The sequence below is a fragment of the Cyanobacterium sp. HL-69 genome (assembly GCA_002813895.1).
GTDB lineage: Bacteria > Cyanobacteriota > Cyanobacteriia > Cyanobacteriales > Cyanobacteriaceae > Cyanobacterium.
Window position 1 is genome coordinate 1,216,786 of record CP024912.1, and the last position, 17,014, is coordinate 1,233,799.

At 38.2% G+C, this 17,014-nt stretch carries 14 protein-coding genes and 1 riboswitch; of the genes, 9 read left to right on the top strand and 5 right to left on the bottom strand.

What is annotated here, in order from left to right; all coding sequences use genetic code 11:
• Positions 1–15 precede the first annotated feature (15 nt).
• Positions 16–1,365 carry a serine/threonine protein kinase gene (locus AA637_RS05550; protein ID WP_446684229.1) on the bottom strand — a complete coding sequence of 450 codons (1,350 nt, stop codon included), beginning with the start codon at positions 1,363–1,365 and terminating at the stop codon, positions 16–18.
• 137 nt (positions 1,366–1,502) lie between these two features.
• Between AA637_RS05550 and AA637_RS05555 the strand changes: the two genes are divergently transcribed.
• On the top strand, positions 1,503–2,156 hold the full coding sequence (locus AA637_RS05555; RefSeq protein ID WP_446684230.1) for a PAP/fibrillin family protein: 654 nt from the start codon (positions 1,503–1,505) through the stop codon (positions 2,154–2,156).
• 24 nt (positions 2,157–2,180) lie between these two features.
• Here AA637_RS05555 and mreD read toward each other — a convergent pair whose 3' ends face one another.
• Complete coding sequence (gene mreD / locus AA637_RS05560; RefSeq protein ID WP_446684231.1) at positions 2,181–2,714, bottom strand: rod shape-determining protein MreD; 534 nt, start codon at positions 2,712–2,714, stop codon at positions 2,181–2,183.
• A gap of 114 nt (positions 2,715–2,828) precedes the next feature.
• Here mreD and AA637_RS05565 point away from each other — a divergent pair, with 114 nt between their 5' ends.
• From AA637_RS05565 to AA637_RS05585, 5 genes are all read left to right on the top strand, one after another.
• On the top strand, positions 2,829–4,022 hold the full coding sequence (locus tag AA637_RS05565; protein WP_446684232.1) for a class I SAM-dependent methyltransferase: 1,194 nt from the start codon (positions 2,829–2,831) through the stop codon (positions 4,020–4,022).
• Between the two features lie 292 nt (positions 4,023–4,314).
• A complete protein-coding gene (locus AA637_RS05570) occupies positions 4,315–5,142 on the top strand; it encodes a pentapeptide repeat-containing protein (protein ID WP_446684233.1) in 828 nt (275 codons plus the stop codon).
• A 68-nt stretch (positions 5,143–5,210) separates the two neighbouring features.
• Positions 5,211–6,107, top strand: a complete 897-nt coding sequence (truB, locus tag AA637_RS05575; protein WP_446684537.1) for a tRNA pseudouridine(55) synthase TruB — start codon at positions 5,211–5,213, stop codon at positions 6,105–6,107.
• A gap of 191 nt (positions 6,108–6,298) precedes the next feature.
• Positions 6,299–6,997 carry a TerC family protein gene (locus AA637_RS05580; protein ID WP_446684234.1) on the top strand — a complete coding sequence of 233 codons (699 nt, stop codon included), beginning with the start codon at positions 6,299–6,301 and terminating at the stop codon, positions 6,995–6,997.
• 69 nt (positions 6,998–7,066) lie between these two features.
• Positions 7,067–8,143 (top strand): AI-2E family transporter, encoded by a 1,077-nt coding sequence (locus tag AA637_RS05585; RefSeq protein ID WP_446684235.1) that lies wholly within the window; start codon positions 7,067–7,069, stop codon positions 8,141–8,143.
• A gap of 159 nt (positions 8,144–8,302) precedes the next feature.
• Here AA637_RS05585 and AA637_RS05590 read toward each other — a convergent pair whose 3' ends face one another.
• Entirely contained in the window at positions 8,303–9,595 is a 1,293-nt protein-coding gene (locus AA637_RS05590) for an FAD-binding oxidoreductase (protein WP_446684236.1), read from the bottom strand.
• A gap of 330 nt (positions 9,596–9,925) precedes the next feature.
• On the opposite strand from AA637_RS05590, the gene AA637_RS05595 reads away from it, so the two are divergent.
• The gene (locus tag AA637_RS05595; RefSeq protein ID WP_446684237.1) at positions 9,926–10,756 is read left to right on the top strand and encodes an acyl-CoA desaturase; all 831 of its coding nucleotides are present in this window, start codon (positions 9,926–9,928) and stop codon (positions 10,754–10,756) included.
• 54 nt (positions 10,757–10,810) lie between these two features.
• Here the strand turns inward: AA637_RS05595 and recJ are convergent, their stop codons facing one another.
• Complete coding sequence (gene recJ, locus AA637_RS05600; protein ID WP_446684538.1) at positions 10,811–12,964, bottom strand: single-stranded-DNA-specific exonuclease RecJ; 2,154 nt, start codon at positions 12,962–12,964, stop codon at positions 10,811–10,813.
• A gap of 378 nt (positions 12,965–13,342) precedes the next feature.
• Here recJ and AA637_RS05605 point away from each other — a divergent pair, with 378 nt between their 5' ends.
• Positions 13,343–14,929 carry an NAD(P)H-quinone oxidoreductase subunit 4 gene (locus AA637_RS05605; protein ID WP_446684238.1) on the top strand — a complete coding sequence of 529 codons (1,587 nt, stop codon included), beginning with the start codon at positions 13,343–13,345 and terminating at the stop codon, positions 14,927–14,929.
• Between the two features lie 110 nt (positions 14,930–15,039).
• A riboswitch (TPP riboswitch) is annotated at positions 15,040–15,135 on the top strand.
• Positions 15,136–15,141: 6 nt separating this feature from the next.
• Entirely contained in the window at positions 15,142–16,527 is a 1,386-nt protein-coding gene (gene thiC / locus AA637_RS05610; RefSeq protein ID WP_446684239.1) for a phosphomethylpyrimidine synthase, read from the top strand.
• A 106-nt stretch (positions 16,528–16,633) separates the two neighbouring features.
• On the opposite strand, the gene AA637_RS05615 is transcribed toward thiC, so the two are convergent.
• Complete coding sequence (locus AA637_RS05615; protein ID WP_446684240.1) at positions 16,634–16,993, bottom strand: hypothetical protein; 360 nt, start codon at positions 16,991–16,993, stop codon at positions 16,634–16,636.
• Positions 16,994–17,014: the final 21 nt, after the last annotated feature.

Genomic DNA, 17,014 nt, shown 5'->3' on the forward strand with positions numbered 1-17,014 from the left:
GGGGGAGGTGTGTTATTAATTGGGACATAGGGGGCCTGGGCAAATACATAATACATTGGGGGGACAATCTACACTTTGTCTTTCATAGGTTTGAGTCCAATCTTCTATGAGAGTATTTGCTTCTTGGTAATGGGGATTCTGAGGGGGAATTGCTTGGATAATGGCGATCGCCCTTTGATAATCTTCCTGTTGAGCTTGTTGTCTAGCATATCCGAGGCGACACTGACCAATATATTCATCTAAAACAGAAGGAGAAATTTTATCGGCTATATTTGACTCTGTAAGCTCAATACACTCTTGAAAATTTTGATTAACCAGAGAAAATTGTAGTTTATCTATAGTCGCCTCCACTCGACGACTGCCATAATAAAAAAATCCTACCCCAATAATGCCAAACACAAGAAACAACAAAAACCCAAGACTCAAAGAATACCCCTGAGTCACAGTTTTAAGAATTGTCGGATTTTTGGTAAGGAAAAAATTTGTTGTTGATTGATGCTGATCAATCTCAACACCATCCTCTAACATTAAATTACCCTTGTGGTCTTTCAAGGTTTCATACCAACGAATATACTGTCGTAAATCTTGTAAAACTAAGTGTGCAGAATGATAACGCTTCGTATAATCAGTGCGAACCATCTGAGCTAGAATATCTCCCAAATAGGAATGAACATCAGCAAACTGCCTCCAAATAATCTCCGTACTTTGTTCATCTTCCTTCAAACTAATGGGATTTTTACCCGTGAGGGCTTGAATGGCAATCATCCCTAAACTATAAATATCGCTATTTTTACGGGGTTTTCCCCTCGCTTGTTCACTGGGCATATAACCATGGGTACCAATAGCAACCGTGGGATTTATAATATGACTTTGTTCCACATTAAAATGTTTTACCGCCCCAAAATCAATTAAAACAATTTTTTGGTCATCTTGACGACGAATAAAATTATCAGGCTTTATATCTCGGTGAATTACCCCCTGACGGTGGATATAATCAAGAATTTCTAATCCTTGCTCCAAAAAATCCAATACCTTTGTTTCAGTCCAAGGCTTATGCCCCCTAAGTTCCAAACTAAGAGTTTCCCCCGCAACATACTCCTGTACCAAATAAAAATCTTGATCCCCATTACAAAAATCAATCAGTCTAGGAATTTGAGGATGATCCAACTTTTCTAAAATCTTGATTTCTTCGTAAAACAAGCGCTTGACAATATCCGTATTTTCAAGGTCAGAATGAAGTTGTTTAATGACACAATGCTGATTCGTTTTTTTATCTTTCGCCAAATAAACTACCCCAAAACCACCCTCTCCCAACTTATGGAGAAGCTGATAACGAGAATTAACAATAACTAGATTATCACTCATCTTGAAAAGCTAAAACATCTTACATTGGTTGTAGTATAAAAGGGAGAAAGGCTAAAACATTAATATGATAGCCGTCCTAGTTATTCCTAATAATACCCACAATCAGTATCCAATCTGACTTTCATTCTTAAATTCCTATGATTAATAGTCGCCCAATTCTCAAAGAGAAACTACTTTCAACCATCAAAAATACAGCCTTAAACATTGACATTAATCCCGACTATCCCATCACCGACACCATGATTAAGGATGAGGAAGCCCAAACCATCGAAAATCTAACCACAAATCTCGAAGCCCTCAACCCTTTTCCCAATCCCCTACAATTCGCCACCAACTTACTCGATGGCATCTGGCAACTACAATATTCCTCGGCACGGGAAATACGCTCACTAAATAAACTTCCCCTCGGTTTTCAACTCAGACAGGTATATCAAATAATTAACATCCAAGACGTATCTTTTTTTAACATCGCCTTTGTGGAACATAGCTCTAAAATGGTTAACGGTTATGTAAAAGTTACCGCTAGTTTTGCTCCTAAAATTGCTCCCGACAAAAGCCTACCCACCAACACCATCAATGTCAACTTTGAAAAAAGATATTTATCTATCAAAAAAATTGGACCAATAAAAACTCCCATGCTAGATCCTATCAAAGAATTTGATGCCCGTAACCCTCAAGGAAGAGTCCCCAGTTTAGCAATTACCTATATTGACAAAGATTTAAGAATTGGCAGGGGAGGAGACGGCAGTTTGTTTATTTTGTCAAGACGAGAAAAAATGAGTGAAAGTTAGTTTAAACTTTGTTTTAGCAAATATTTATTTCCAGCGACGAGGTTTTTTATTAGAAGTATTCATAAAATGATTGAAAGGATAATAAAGTAGTGGTGTCCATAAACTGGTAATTATGGCTGAAGCGAGGGAATTTTGTTGATATTTTAACCAAATATCGCTCAAAGGAATAGATGTTTGTAGGCTATATTGAAGGGCGGTAATGGTGTCACTGATAATGGCCATACCAAAGACAATGATAACGATAGAAATAACATCTTCTTTGATGTATTCGTCTTCATAAACATTACTGGTAAGAAGGGTAACTACCGCTAATCCTAAAACGTGGGTAGGAAAATCTCCACTCATGCCATCCCAAATTAAACCCAAGGAAATCCCTGCCACCATACTCTGCCATAAGTTTCTTTTGACACTCCACACTACTAACCAAATTAGTAGCCAATTGGGGGTAACTCCTACTAATTCCATTCCAGGGATTCGCCACATTAGTAGTAGGCAAGAGCTAAAAATGGAGATGGAAATGACGAGGATAGGTTGAATTATTTTAGTTTTGAGAATCATTGAATTGTGGGCTGAGGGGAAAATTAATTATTGACGATGACAAAATAATATTACTTGGTTGCGCGTAGCTCAATGGTAAATTGTTATTGGTTTACTTATTTATGATGGGCGATTATGTCTGAAGTTAGAAACGCAGTTCAAAAATTATATAATACTTATCCTTTTCCTCCTGATCCTCTTTTGGATGAGCCACCTCCAGGGTATAATTGGCGATGGCATTATCAATCAGCCTATAGTTTTTGTAAGGGTAGAAAGCCTCATAAAAAACAGGTTAGAATATTGGATGCTGGTTGTGGTACTGGTTCTAGTACGGAGTATTTAGTTTTGCACAATCCTACTGCTAGTATTTTGGCGGTGGATATTAGTGAGAATGCTTTGGCGACTGCCCAAAGACGATTGGAGAAGTCTGGAGTTTTAAAAGATTTTCAGGGTAGTATTGAGTTTCGCCAGTTTAATTTGGAAAATGCAAGGGAGCTGGAAGGCTCGTTTGATTTTATTAATTCGGTGGGGGTTTTGCATCATTTACCTAATCCAGTCATTGGGATTCAAGCCTTGGCGGATAAGTTGGGAGATGATGGTTTATTCCACATTTTTGTATATGGGGAGTTGGGTAGATGGGAGATTTTGTTGATGCAAAGGGCGATCGCCCTTATCCAAGGAGATAAAATAGGAGATTATCGAGATGGTGTGGCGGTAGGTAGGAAATTATTTGCAGGATTACCCGAATATAGCCGTATTCTACAACGGGAAAAGGAACGATGGGCATTGGAAAATCAACGGGATGAATGTTTTGCTGATATGTATGTTCACCCCAATGAGTTTGATTACAATATTGATAGTCTATTCGAGTTTATCCATACTTCTGGGTTGGAATTTGTAGATTTTTCTAACCGTGATTTTTGGCAAGTAGAAAGGTTAATCAAAAGTGAAGATTTACTACAACGGGTACAACAATTAACCACCCAAGAACGTTATCGTTTAGTAGAATTATTAGATCCTTCCAATGTAACCCATTATGAGTTTTTCCTTGCAAAATCCCCCCATCATCGGGAAACATGGCAAGATGATCAATTACTATTAGGTGCTAAACCAGAGTTAAATCCTTGTATGTTGGGTTGGGAGAGCAAAAGTTTACTCGATTATAACTATCAACCCGTTACTCTCACGGATGGGGAGTTTGAGTTCATGAAATTAGCTTCCCAAAATCCTAATGAAAATTTGACAGTAGAACATATTCTATCTCAAGTTAATGGTACTTTAGATCAGGTGCGATCGCTCATTAACCGTCAACTAATCATCATGGGATAAGCCATAATATAACAAGGGGTTAAAAATCCTCATACTCAATCTGATTTATAAACCTTACTTTTATTTACTGTTTATGGGCAATGGGCTTAAGCCCATTGTTAGTTTCATTCCCTTACTTTTATTTGCAGAGCCCGTATTACCCCATCAAACTCCATTCCCCCCAGAAAGTTGGTCCATCGTTTGGTTAAACAAAAGTTATTTCTGTTACAAAACTACACAATCTTTGTTAAGTTATGTTAACCTTAGATTAAGGAAGCAAAACATACTCAAAACAAAAGTTTTAAAAACAACCATGACTACTCAAATTCAACACCTAAAAATGTTAACATCTGTTCAGAAGTGGAATTTGTGGCGTAAAGCAAATCCTGACATCGTTCCAGAATTAAGGGCAGTTGATTTGAGTCACCGTAATTTAGATGGTATTAACTTTAAAGGAGTAAATCTAAGAGAAGCCAACCTCACAGGTGCAAGTCTTAATAATGCCGATTGTACAGGGGCTAACTTTCATCGTGCCAACCTAAGTAAAATAACCATGAAAGATGCGGAAGCGCACAAAGCATCATTTAATGACACTAACTTTTATCAAGCAGTATTAAATGGCAGTGATTTGAGTCAGGTAAGTATCCGCAATTGTAACCTAGTGGAAGCAAAAATGGTGGGATGTTACTTCATTAAAACTGACTTCACCGATTCTAGGTTAAATGAAGCGGATTTAAGTAATTCTTATCTTACCGAAGCAATTTTAGTTAGTACCAAATTAATTGATGCGAATTTGAGTCAAGTTGATTTGAGTGGTGTTAACGCCACTTCTGCCCAATTTACAGGGGCAAACCTAACTGGGGCAAACATCGAAGATTGGATTATTGATGAGACAACCCACATAGACAGAGTTTTCTGTGACTATTTCTATGCTAAAGTTCATGAAAAAGTTGACTTAAGTGATTGTAACTCCTATACTCTCAATGATGTTGTCAATTCACCAGATGGCAGTAATATGGACGGAAATATTGTTCCTAACTCTTTTGTAAACTCTAGTCTCCCTGGTGTAAATGGTTTTAATAATATTAGACAAACCCAAAACTGTTTTGAGTTAGCTATCAAAAAATCTCAACAAGTTTGAAATATTTAATATAAACCTGTTAACCTATAAGGTGGTTTAAAAAATTGTAGGGATAATTAGTGATGACAATAATGGGATTTATTAACCTCCACAAGCCCAAGGGGTTTTCGTCCCATGATTGTGTTGCTAGGGTGAGAAGGATATTAAACACAAAGAAAGTAGGTCATGGTGGTACATTAGATCCCCTCGCTACGGGGGTTCTACCCATTGCCGTAGGTAGGGCAACTCGTTTATTACAGTTTTTACCTACCAAAAAGGCATATCGGGCAAAGGTTAGATTTGGGTTAACTACTACCACCGATGATTTAGAAGGAGAGATAATTACCCAAGAAAAATGTCCTGATTTAAGTGTAGAAATAATTTCCAATTTTATTCCTGATTTTATCGGCAATATAGAACAAATACCGCCCATTTATAGTGCCATTAAGCAAAATGGTAAGAAGTTATATGAATTGGCAAGGCAAGGGAAAGAGGTTAATATTCCTAGTAGAAAGGTAGAAATATTTGATATAAAAATTATTAGTTGGCAGTCAGGGGATTATCCAGAATTAGATTTAGACATCATCTGTGGGGCTGGTACTTATATAAGGGCGATCGCCCGTGACCTTGGGCAAAAAGTAAGGACAGGGGCAACTTTAGCTAAATTAGAAAGGACATTAAGCTGTAATTTAGAGATAAAAAATAGTATTAATTTAGAATTATTAGAACAGCAAAAAAATAACAATCAACTAACCTTAATTACCCCCGATTTACTCCTACAAAATTTACCTATCATAAACCTAAATGATCAAGAAAGTTGGAGATGGCAACAAGGACAAAAATTAAGCTATCAAGGAGAAGATAATAATAACTTTTATCGTACTTATAATAACCAACAACAATTTATGGGTATTAGCGAAATTAAACAAGGGCAAGAAGGATTCATCATTCAACCCAAAGTCGTTGTCACAACTACCGATGAATAACGTATTCAAACTATTCAACAAGAGGTTTAAACCCCTTGCCTCCCTGATACCCGATACCTGACACCTTCACAAGACTATAAATGTTATTCCGAAATCAAGTTAATTATTAATAATTATGGGGAAAGTTGAAATCATCCCTTAAACTCAAGATATATTAGTCATTAATCTGTTAACCATAGGCAAAATACTTAATGTTAGACCAAGTTTTACATCCGTCCATTGATTTTGGTATTGAAACCGTATTTATTTTAGTGATATTAGTAGCCCTAGAAGCGGTTTTATCCGCCGATAACGCCATCGCCCTTGCCTCCATAGCCCAAGGGTTAGAAACCGAAAAAGAACAACAGTACGCCCTTAACGTGGGCTTAGTTTTAGCCTATATATTGCGTATCACTCTCATTATCACCGCCACATGGGTAATTAAATATTGGCAATTTTCCGTAGCGGGGGGACTATATTTATTATGGCTCGTTTTTCGTTACTACACCAACAAAAGTGACGACTCGGAAGGAGTATCGAATCTAAACTTTCAAGGACTTTGGCAAGCCATTCCCATGATAGCGGTTACTGACTTAGCCTTTTCCCTCGATAGTGTAACCACCGCCATTGCCGTCGCCGATGAGATATGGTTAATTATCGCAGGGGGGACCATTGGAGTTATTGCCCTACGGTTTTTAGCGCAACTATTTATCCGTTGGATAGAAGAATATACCCACCTAGAAGATGCAGGATTTATTACCGTAGGTTTAGTGGGATTGAGATTAATCGTCAAAGTAATTGAGCCTAGTTTAGTACCCCCAGAATGGGTCATGATAATAACTATTATTAGTATTTTTACTTGGGGATTTTCTGCCAAAAATGCCATCAAAGAAGAAAGTCCAGAAGGGTGATTAAAACAAAAAAACAACGTAGAATTAAACAGATAATACTAGCCATAAAATAATCACATCCATAAGTTTATGAACGAATCAAGACTAAAAATATCCCTCAGTAGTCTTGCAATATTAATCTCATTAATTTTATGCTTAATTCTACTTTGGCATCTGCGAGGGCTTCTTGTCACCCTGATGATAGCGGCAGTATTAGCCGCCACCCTTGCCCCCATTGTTGACTCCGCTGAAAAATTTGTCCCCCGTTGGTTAGGGGTTGTCCTTGCCTACCTCATCATTATTGGTATCCTTGTAGGAGGGGGATTGGTAATTGGCCCCACGGTATTTACTCAACTACAAAGACTAATACAAAAGTTTCCTTTGTACCTAGATATTCTTAGTAACACTGCTGAAAGTTTAGTCATGCGCTTTGGTATTACTGAACCTAGAGCATTGGAATTAATTGACCAACTTCTTGATTTACAGGCCCTCATCTCTTGGGGGGTCAGATCGAGCCAAAAGTTGCTTCTAAGCTCATTAGGGGTCACTAGAGGTATCGTAGGGGGAACACTTAACCTGATCCTTTCTATTTTATTATCAGCATATCTCCTTGCGGGTTCTGATAAACTAATAAAAGGATTTGTGAGAATATTTCCTGAGCCATGGGATAAGAAAATTAAAGCTCAATTTGATCCTGTCACCGAAAGAATGGGTAAATATATTCAAGGTAGAATCTTAGTCTCCCTTGTGTTGGGTGTAACCATTACCATCGGTTTAAAGGTTTTAGGTATTAATGAATTTGCCCTCGGTTTAGGGGTAATTGCAGGGTTTACTAACCTGATACCATTTTTTGGACCCGTTTTAGGTTCTATTCCCGCCCTTATTGTAGCTGTTGCTCAGGGGGGATGGGTATTTTTGTGGGTGTTACTTCTATTCCTTGTTATCCAAAACTTAGAAACCTATGTACTAGATCCTCTCTTGGTTGGTTCTAGTGTTAAGGTTGAGCCTTTATATCAACTCCTTGCGGTGTTGGGAGGGGTGCAGGTGTTGGGCATTATCGGGGCGTTGATTGTACCTCCTTGGATTGCGGCGGCTGGAGTAGTTTTGGAAAATCTTTACATTGAACCAAAACAGAAGGCACAGATAACTGAGAATTGTAGTAAATAGGGTTTGATTTTCCCTCATCCCCCTTGTGATAAGGGGGGAATAAAGCGTTGATTTTCCCTCAACCCTAACCCCCCTCAATAAGAGGAGAATTTAAGGGCGATTGTCAAGAAAAAAAGGGCGATTAGGTGAAATTTACCACTCTGCGATCGCACAAAAACCCTAAAAAAGAGGATTACTAAAAACTTCTTGGGGGTCAAATTTTTCCTTAATTTTTTTCATCATAGTTAAACCATTGCCCACATATCCCCAAGGTTCGATTTGTTTTTTTAGTTCTAGGGGCGCTTGTATTATGGATAAATAACCGCCATTGTCTTCACAAAATTGACGCATCGCCCTAACCTGATGGCTTCGGATATTTTGTTCAAGGAAAACAAAGCCAACTCCGCTACTAATATTAATAAATCCCTGACTCTCGAAAGTTGCCAAAAAATCTACAATCCTATTACCCAAAATTCCTACCTTACAAAGAATAGGAGCATCAGTTATTTTAATATCCTTCCAAAAATCAAGCTCTTGGGAGTCAGAAAAAACCAGAGAAGATAAGCCCAAATTCTTTGTCCAACTTTGTACCTGCTCAATTTGTTGCTCTACACTAGGCTTAATGCTCTCAAAGCGCATTGCCAAACCAAAACCATCATCACTACCCAAAACCTTCGAGCAGGAATGAGAGACAAAATCTGCCATGGTGGGAGTTAATCCTGATTTAGTCACCGTATCCCTTAATATTTTTAACCCTTCCTTTTCCCCCCCTACAAAAATAGAACTAGAATGGGCAACAAGGGGATAAAGACGAAAAGTAACCTGAGTAATAATTCCTAAACTACCATAGGATCCTGTAAACAGTTTCATCAAATCATACCCCGCCACATTTTTTACTACCTTGCCCCCAGCCTTAACCACTTCGCCATCAGCACGGACAAAAGATAAACCCAAAATTAAATCCCTCACGCCACCATACCGTTGACGCCAAGAAAGATTATTCGCCGTTGCCACCACTCCTCCCACAGTGGCCTCCTCCTCAAAAAATGGGTCAATGGGCAAAAACTGACCTTTAGAGGCTAAAAAGTTATTTAAATCTTTAATTTTCATCCCTGCTTGAACGGTAATAACCAAATCTTCCTCTCCATGTTCTACCACTTGATTAAGGTTAGCCATGCTAATTAAGAGATTAACTGGTTGCCGCACTCCCCCCCAAGACAACTTCGTGGCTTCACCAGTGGGGATAACTCGCCAATGATTTCTATAGGCAAAACTTACTAATTGTGATAGCATGGCGGTGGTATTTGGAAAAACTAAGTAACGAGGAATACAATCCGCCAACCCAGCCATTTTAATTTTATTTTGCCATTTTGGATTTTTATCCCATTCTATTATTTTTATAGAATTAACATTACAAAAGTCTAATATTTCTTTGATTTGTCTTGGAGAAGAAGCCTGAAAAATTTGGTTCATTTTGAAAAGATATTAAATAAATTTTTAAACGAGTAATTCATAACTTATACTAAGTCGAACTTACTCCATAGAAATAGAAGGATAATACTAATATGCCATTGTAAATTATAATTTGATACTATCAGTGGATGATATATAATTTATTAACACTGACATCCATGTCAAAATAACAAACTGGGAAAATTGGTAGTTATATACCAATACAAATACCTGTTTTGTACTTGTCCGATGAGTTTGAACGAAAGTTTAAGATTAAAATTTTGAAAACTTCTTCCATTGACAAGATATGAAAATAAAATAAGTAAAGAATAGTCGAGTTCTAACATAAAAATGACAGTTTCAACTTCAGAAAAAGCGCCACTAGCGTGGAATATAATTATATACATGGCTACTATTCATTTAGCAGCCCTTTTTGCCTTTTTACCTAGCAATTTTAGCTGGGGCGCAGTGGGCATTTTTTTCGTACTTTATTGGTTAACTGCCTGTATTGGTATTACCCTCGGATTTCATCGTTTGGTATCTCACCGTAGCTTTGAAACTCCTAAATGGCTAGAATACATTATCGTATTGTGCGGCTGTTTAGCTTGTCAAGGTGGACCTATTCAATGGGTTGGTTTACACCGAGTCCACCACAAATTTTCTGACCATGAAGGCGATCCCCATGATTCTAATAAGGGTTTCTGGTGGAGTCACATGGGTTGGATGTTTATTAAAAACCCTGCTAATAAACTTGTACCTAAATATACTAAGGATATTCAAAATGATCCTTTTTATAAGTGGTGCGATAAATATTTTATTCCTGTTCAGGTTGCCCTAGGATTATTACTATTCTGGTGGGGTGGATGGTCTTTCGTGGTTTGGGGTATCTTTTTACGCCTAGTGGTGGTATTCCACGTAACTTGGTTTGTAAACAGTGCTACCCATAAGTTTGGCTATGTGAGCCATGATTCTAATGATCATTCTCGCAATTGTTGGTGGGTTGCTGTCTTAACTTTTGGAGAAGGTTGGCACAATAATCACCATGCTTATCAATACTCTGCTCGTCATGGTTTACAGTGGTGGGAAGTGGATTTAACTTGGATGACCATTAAACTTTTATCTTTGTTTGGACTAGCTAAAAATATCAAGTTAGCTCCTACGACATTGCCCACTAAGGCATAATAAATATTTCACTGTAGTTACGAAAAATCCCTCTTTTTTTTAAGGGGGATTTTTTTATTTGTTTAGTAGTAGGGTTTGTAGGTATTCTTCTTTTATTATGGCGATGGTTTTTTGAAGATTTTTTAAGTATTCTTTTTCGTTTATGGTTGTTTTTATGCTTGAAAAATAAATATTATTATTTTCTATGGTGTGAATAAAGCCTAAGTGTTCAATGGTTCTTAAGCTATATTCTAAGGTGCGATCGCCCATAGCAACTTTTTCTTGAAATATTGTTATGTCAATAGATTGTTGATGGTTAATTAAATATTTTACTATTCCTAAAAAGTTTATCCACTTCTGTTTATGAAAATCTTTATTAAATAATGTTTCTGAATTATTATTAGTTTTTAAAACAATATTATTTTTAACAGTAGGAGACTCACTAACATTTAAATTTAATTCAGAGTGACTGGTTTTTATGTCAACTATTCTGGGTTCGTATTGCTTATTAAATTTATTATAATCAAACTCAATTACCACATCATAGTTCTGATTTGAAAGAATTTCACTGCTACTGTGTCCCCACCAACTGCCAAAAATTCCATCAGGTTTACTGCTATCACAAAGTTTAAAAGAAGTCACTAAATATTTAATAGTTTTATTTTTCTTTTTAGAAGAAATATTTTTATTACGTACATCAGTAAACCAACAATTTTTAACTAAATATTTAGGGGCAGAATTACCCATGCCACAAGGCTCAATTAATTTTAATTCCTTAAATAACTCTTGGGTTAATTGAGAAACTGTAACGGTCAAATCTATATCAATAATGGGCTGTAATTTGGTTATATCTAACTTTTGCTTTAATTTTTGATTGATACCATCTCGAAATAGAGGTACATTTTCTATGGGTAAAGCCATACCAGCGGCGAAGGGATGTCCCCCAAAACCTGATAAAAGATGCTTTTGAGAGAAAACTAAGTCATATAAATTGATGCCACTGACCGAACGAGCCGAACCCCGTGCTAAATTGTTAGAGTCACTGGTTTTCATGGTGCTAAGGAGAATGCAGGGGCGCCCATATTCCTGACTAATGGCGCTGGCAACTAATCCTAAAACTCCTGTTTCCCACTGATTATCTTCCAAGACGATAACGGCGGTGGTGGATAAGTCTAAATCAGCTACTTTTTTATGGGCTTGTTTTAATACGGTTTGTTGTAATTCTTTGCGGTTAAGGTTGGCTTCTTCTGTTTGGTTGGCGAAGGTGATGGCTTCTTTGAGATTTTTGGTTGTTAGTAATTTGACGCAAAAACTAGCGTCTCCGTGGATGCGACTCACAGCGTTGATACGGGGTGCAATACCGAAAGAAATGTCCATGGGGCGATCGCCATTACCTTTACATAATTGTAGTAATTGTTTAACCCCACAACGGTTAGTATTTTGTAATTTCTTGATCCCTTCTTGGGCAAGATAACGACAATCTCCCTTCAACTCCACCAAGTCAGCAATTAAGCCAATGGCAACCAAATCTAGTAAATCTTCTACGGGTTGGGTAGGAATATCAGGAAAAGCCTCATACAAAGCCTCTACTAGCTTATAAGCCACCGCTACCCCCGACAGATGATAAAGGGGATGAGTATTTTTAAAATAACGAGGATTGATAATGGATACCACCTGAGGGCGATCGTCTGGTAAGGTATGATGATCAGTAACGATTATATCTATGCCCAATTCATTGGCGTAGTCGATTTCTTTTAAATTAGTGCTACCCGTATCGCAGGTGACAATCAAACTTATACCCTCTTGGGCTAATCTATCAATACCCTCACAATTTAACCCATGAGATTCCTTGAGACGATTGGGGATATAGTAACTTAACTGTAACTCCTGAGCAAAAAACTGTCCTAACCCTTCCCACAAAACCGAAGTAGAAGTAATGCCATCCGCATCAAAATCACCCCAAATACAGACTTTTTCCCCCTTCTCCCATGCTTGATTAAGGCGAATTACCGCCCTTTTCATCTCCTGTCCAAAATCAAAAGGTGATGTAGGTTTATAGTTACGACTATCTAAAAAAGTGTGTAATTCCTTTTCTTCCCTTATGCCCCGATGCCATAGGAGTTGAGACACAAAATCTCCCTTTGTGGGAATATTCTTGGTGTATTCCTGAACAATATCTTGAAACCATTTAGGAATATCGTAGATGGGGGCAATGTTCCATTGATTAATCATAGGGCTTAGGTGGTAGGGTTTAGGTTTTGCTTAATGATGGTTTGAAATACTGTTACATTACGATAAACATTCAATATTTGGTATTGCTGAATTTAGATATGATTCTTGGTTTGGGTGGGGAACAGGGAACAGGGAATGGGCAATGGTAATAAGATAGGATATTTACTGTAATTTGATAATATTTCATACCATGATTAAGCAACGCCCAATATTTTAAATATTATCATCATTGCCAATTCTCCATTGCCATGTTGATGAAAAACAAAAATTTACATTACGAAATGTTAGATCTCCGAAAATAGTTGTTAGATTGTTGTTAGAACTTATGTATATAACCAGTTTAGATAACAAGTATAAATATTTCTCAAGTTACAAATGGATTTAACAAACTTTCCTTGGCTAACGACAATCATTCTTTTACCGATTGTTGCCTCTCTTCTCGTTTTTGTCATACCAGACAAAGACGGTAAAACCATAAGATGGTTTGCCCTCACTGTGGGCTTAATAGACTTCGTTTTAATCGTTTATGCCTTCTATCAAGGTTATGACTTAAATAACCCCAATCTACAGATGGTGGAAAGCTATACATGGATACCAGACATTGACCTAAAATGGTCGGTGGGTGTAGATGGTTTATCCATGCCCCTTATTTTGTTAACGGGCTTTATCACTACCCTCGCCATTATGGCGGCATGGCCTGTAACCCTCAAACCTAGGTTGTTTTACTTCCTGATGTTGGCAATGTATGGGGGACAAATCGCCGTTTTTGCTGTGCAGGATATGTTACTTTTCTTCCTTGTGTGGGAATTGGAATTAGTACCTGTTTACCTCATCCTGTCTATATGGGGCGGTAAGAGACGACTTTATGCGGCTACCAAATTTATCCTTTATACTGCTGGAGGCTCGTTATTCATTCTTGTAGGGGCTTTAACTATGGCTTTTTACGGGGATACCGTCACTTTCGACATGAGTGCGATCGCCCACAAGGACTACGGCTTAAACCTCCAACTATTACTATACGGTGGTTTCTTGATTGCCTACGGTGTCAAACTACCCATTTTCCCCCTCCACACATGGCTACCCGATGCCCACGGAGAAGCCACTGCCCCTGCCCATATGCTCTTGGCTGGAATTTTGCTCAAGATGGGTGGTTACGCCCTCATCCGTATGAATGCGGGAATGTTACCCGATGCCCATGCAGTTTTTGCCCCTATCCTGATCATTTTGGGGGTAGTAAACATAATTTACGCTGCCTTTACCTCCTTTGCCCAACGTAACCTGAAACGAAAAATTGCCTACTCCTCTATTTCTCACATGGGGTTTGTCTTAATTGGTATCGCCTCCTTTACCGAAATTGGTATGAGTGGCGCCATGTTACAGATGATTTCCCATGGTTTAATCGGGGCGAGTTTATTCTTCATGGTTGGAGCTACTTATGATCGCACCCATACCCTCATGTTAGATGAAATGGGGGGAGTTGGTAAAAGCATGAAAAAAATCTTTGCCATGTGGACAACCTGTTCGATGGCATCCCTTGCCCTGCCAGGAATGAGCGGTTTTGTGGCAGAATTAATGATCTTTATCGGACTTGCCACTAGCGATGCCTATGGCACAATTTTCAAAGTTATTATGGTATCCCTAGCCGCCGTCGGAGTCATTTTAACCCCCATTTACCTCCTTTCTATGCTCAGAGAATTGATGTATGGCCCAGAGAATAAAGAATTAGTATCCCACAGCAAATTAATTGATGCCGAACCCAGAGAGGTATTTATTATCACTTGTTTACTCATTCCTATCATCGGTATTGGTTTATATCCCAAGATTGTCACCCAAATTTATGACAGCACCACCAACCAACTTACGGCATTACTCAGAAACTCCGTACCTAGCTTGGTAGAGACTAAAATTGCTGATAAAACCGAAAATCAATTTGTAACCCTCCGGGCTCCAACCATTGATTAATAATTTATCTGTAAATAATTTTAACCCCTCTTTTAACGGAGGGGATTTTTTTTGTTATCAGTTCTCCATAGCTTTTCCGTTTCCTTCAACAAAAATAAATGGTAAGATCTAACCATAGCTAGGGGTGTCTAAATAATTAGGCTGAGAAAAACCCTTAGAACCTGAGACTGGGTAATACCAGCGTAGGAAAGCTGTTTATAGAGGATCAAAATATGCGAACAGAATGGATTGCGAAAAGACGGGGACAGGCTAACGTGTCTCAGATGCACTATGCCCGTCAAGGTATGATAACAGAAGAAATGCACTATGTAGCAAAGCGGGAAAATTTACCCCCTGAGTTAATACGAGATGAAGTAGCAAGGGGTAGAATGATTATTCCCGCCAACATCAATCACCCTAACCTTGAGCCTATGGCCATTGGGATTGCTTCTAGGTGTAAGGTAAACGCCAATATTGGGGCTTCTCCTAATAGTTCTAATATTGATGAGGAAGTAGATAAACTTCATTTAGCGGTGAAATATGGAGCAGATACTCTCATGGACTTGTCCACTGGGGGCGGTAATTTAGACGAAATTCGTACTGCTATTATCAATGCTTCTCCTATTCCCATCGGTACTGTGCCTATTTACCAAGCGCTAGAAAGTGTCCATGGTAATATCGAGGATTTAACAGCACAGGATTTCTTACATATCATCGAAAAACACGCCCAACAGGGTGTTGATTATATGACTATCCACGCTGGTATTTTAATCGAACATTTACCCTTAGTACGTAATCGTATTACTGGTATTGTTTCCCGTGGTGGCGGTATTATCGCCCGTTGGATGTTGCATCACCATAAACAAAACCCTCTTTATACTCATTTTGACGATATTATCGAAATCTTCAAAAAGTATGATGTATCTTTCAGTTTAGGGGATTCTTTGCGCCCTGGTTGCACCCATGATGCTTCCGATGAGGCTCAATTGGCTGAGTTAAAAACCCTCGGACAACTTACCCGCCGTGCATGGGAACATGATTTACAGGTGATGGTAGAAGGCCCTGGACACGTACCCATGGACCAAATTGAGTTTAATGTTAAAAAACAGATGGAAGAGTGTTCTGAAGCTCCTTTCTATGTTTTAGGACCTTTAGTTACTGACATTGCCCCCGGTTATGATCATATCACCAGTGCGATCGGTGCTGCCATGGCAGGATGGTATGGTACTGCTATGCTATGTTATGTTACCCCCAAAGAGCATTTAGGCTTACCTGATGCGGAAGATGTACGTAATGGCCTTATTGCTTATAAGATTGCAGCCCATGCGGCGGATATTGCCCGTAATCGCCCTGGCGCAAGAGACAGAGATGATGAACTTTCTAAGGCTCGTTATAACTTTGACTGGAATCGTCAGTTTGAGTTATCTTTAGATCCTGAAAGAGCAAAAGAATATCACGATGAGACTTTACCGGCAGATATTTACAAAACTGCGGAATTCTGCTCTATGTGTGGTCCTAAATTCTGTCCTATGCAAACCAAGGTTGATGCGGATGCTCTCACTGAGTTAGAAAAATTTCTCGCCCAAGAAGAGGAAGCTAAAAAACAACCTGTAGCCTAAATTTTGCTATAAAAATATATCTCCCCATTGTGGGGAGATATGAGAGGCACATATCAATTGTTAATATAAAATGTTTAAACTCTAAAGTTAGTCACAACCGAGAATGTTATTTACTGTTATTGAGATGAGCATTTTTTTCTTTTAACACTTTTTCCACAGCCTTTTCTAAATACCACTCGATGGAGTGATCAACATTAAAATTAACCAAAGTTTTTAATATAGCCTCGGCTTTGTTTGCATCATTGTCCAGTAAACATAACAATTCTTCTGTTAATTGCCTTGCCACTTTTCCTGCAGGCTTAATACTTTTTCTTTTTTGAAAAGCGAACCCTTCTAATAATACATCATCTATTAAATCATTTTTTTCTCTGCTTCTATCGATAATCTTTTCAATTTCTTCTTCCGGATGAAATTTTTCTTTCCATAGCATTGAGCGATTTTTTGTTGCAGAAATAATTATAGTCACTTTACTTAAGTATGAACCAAT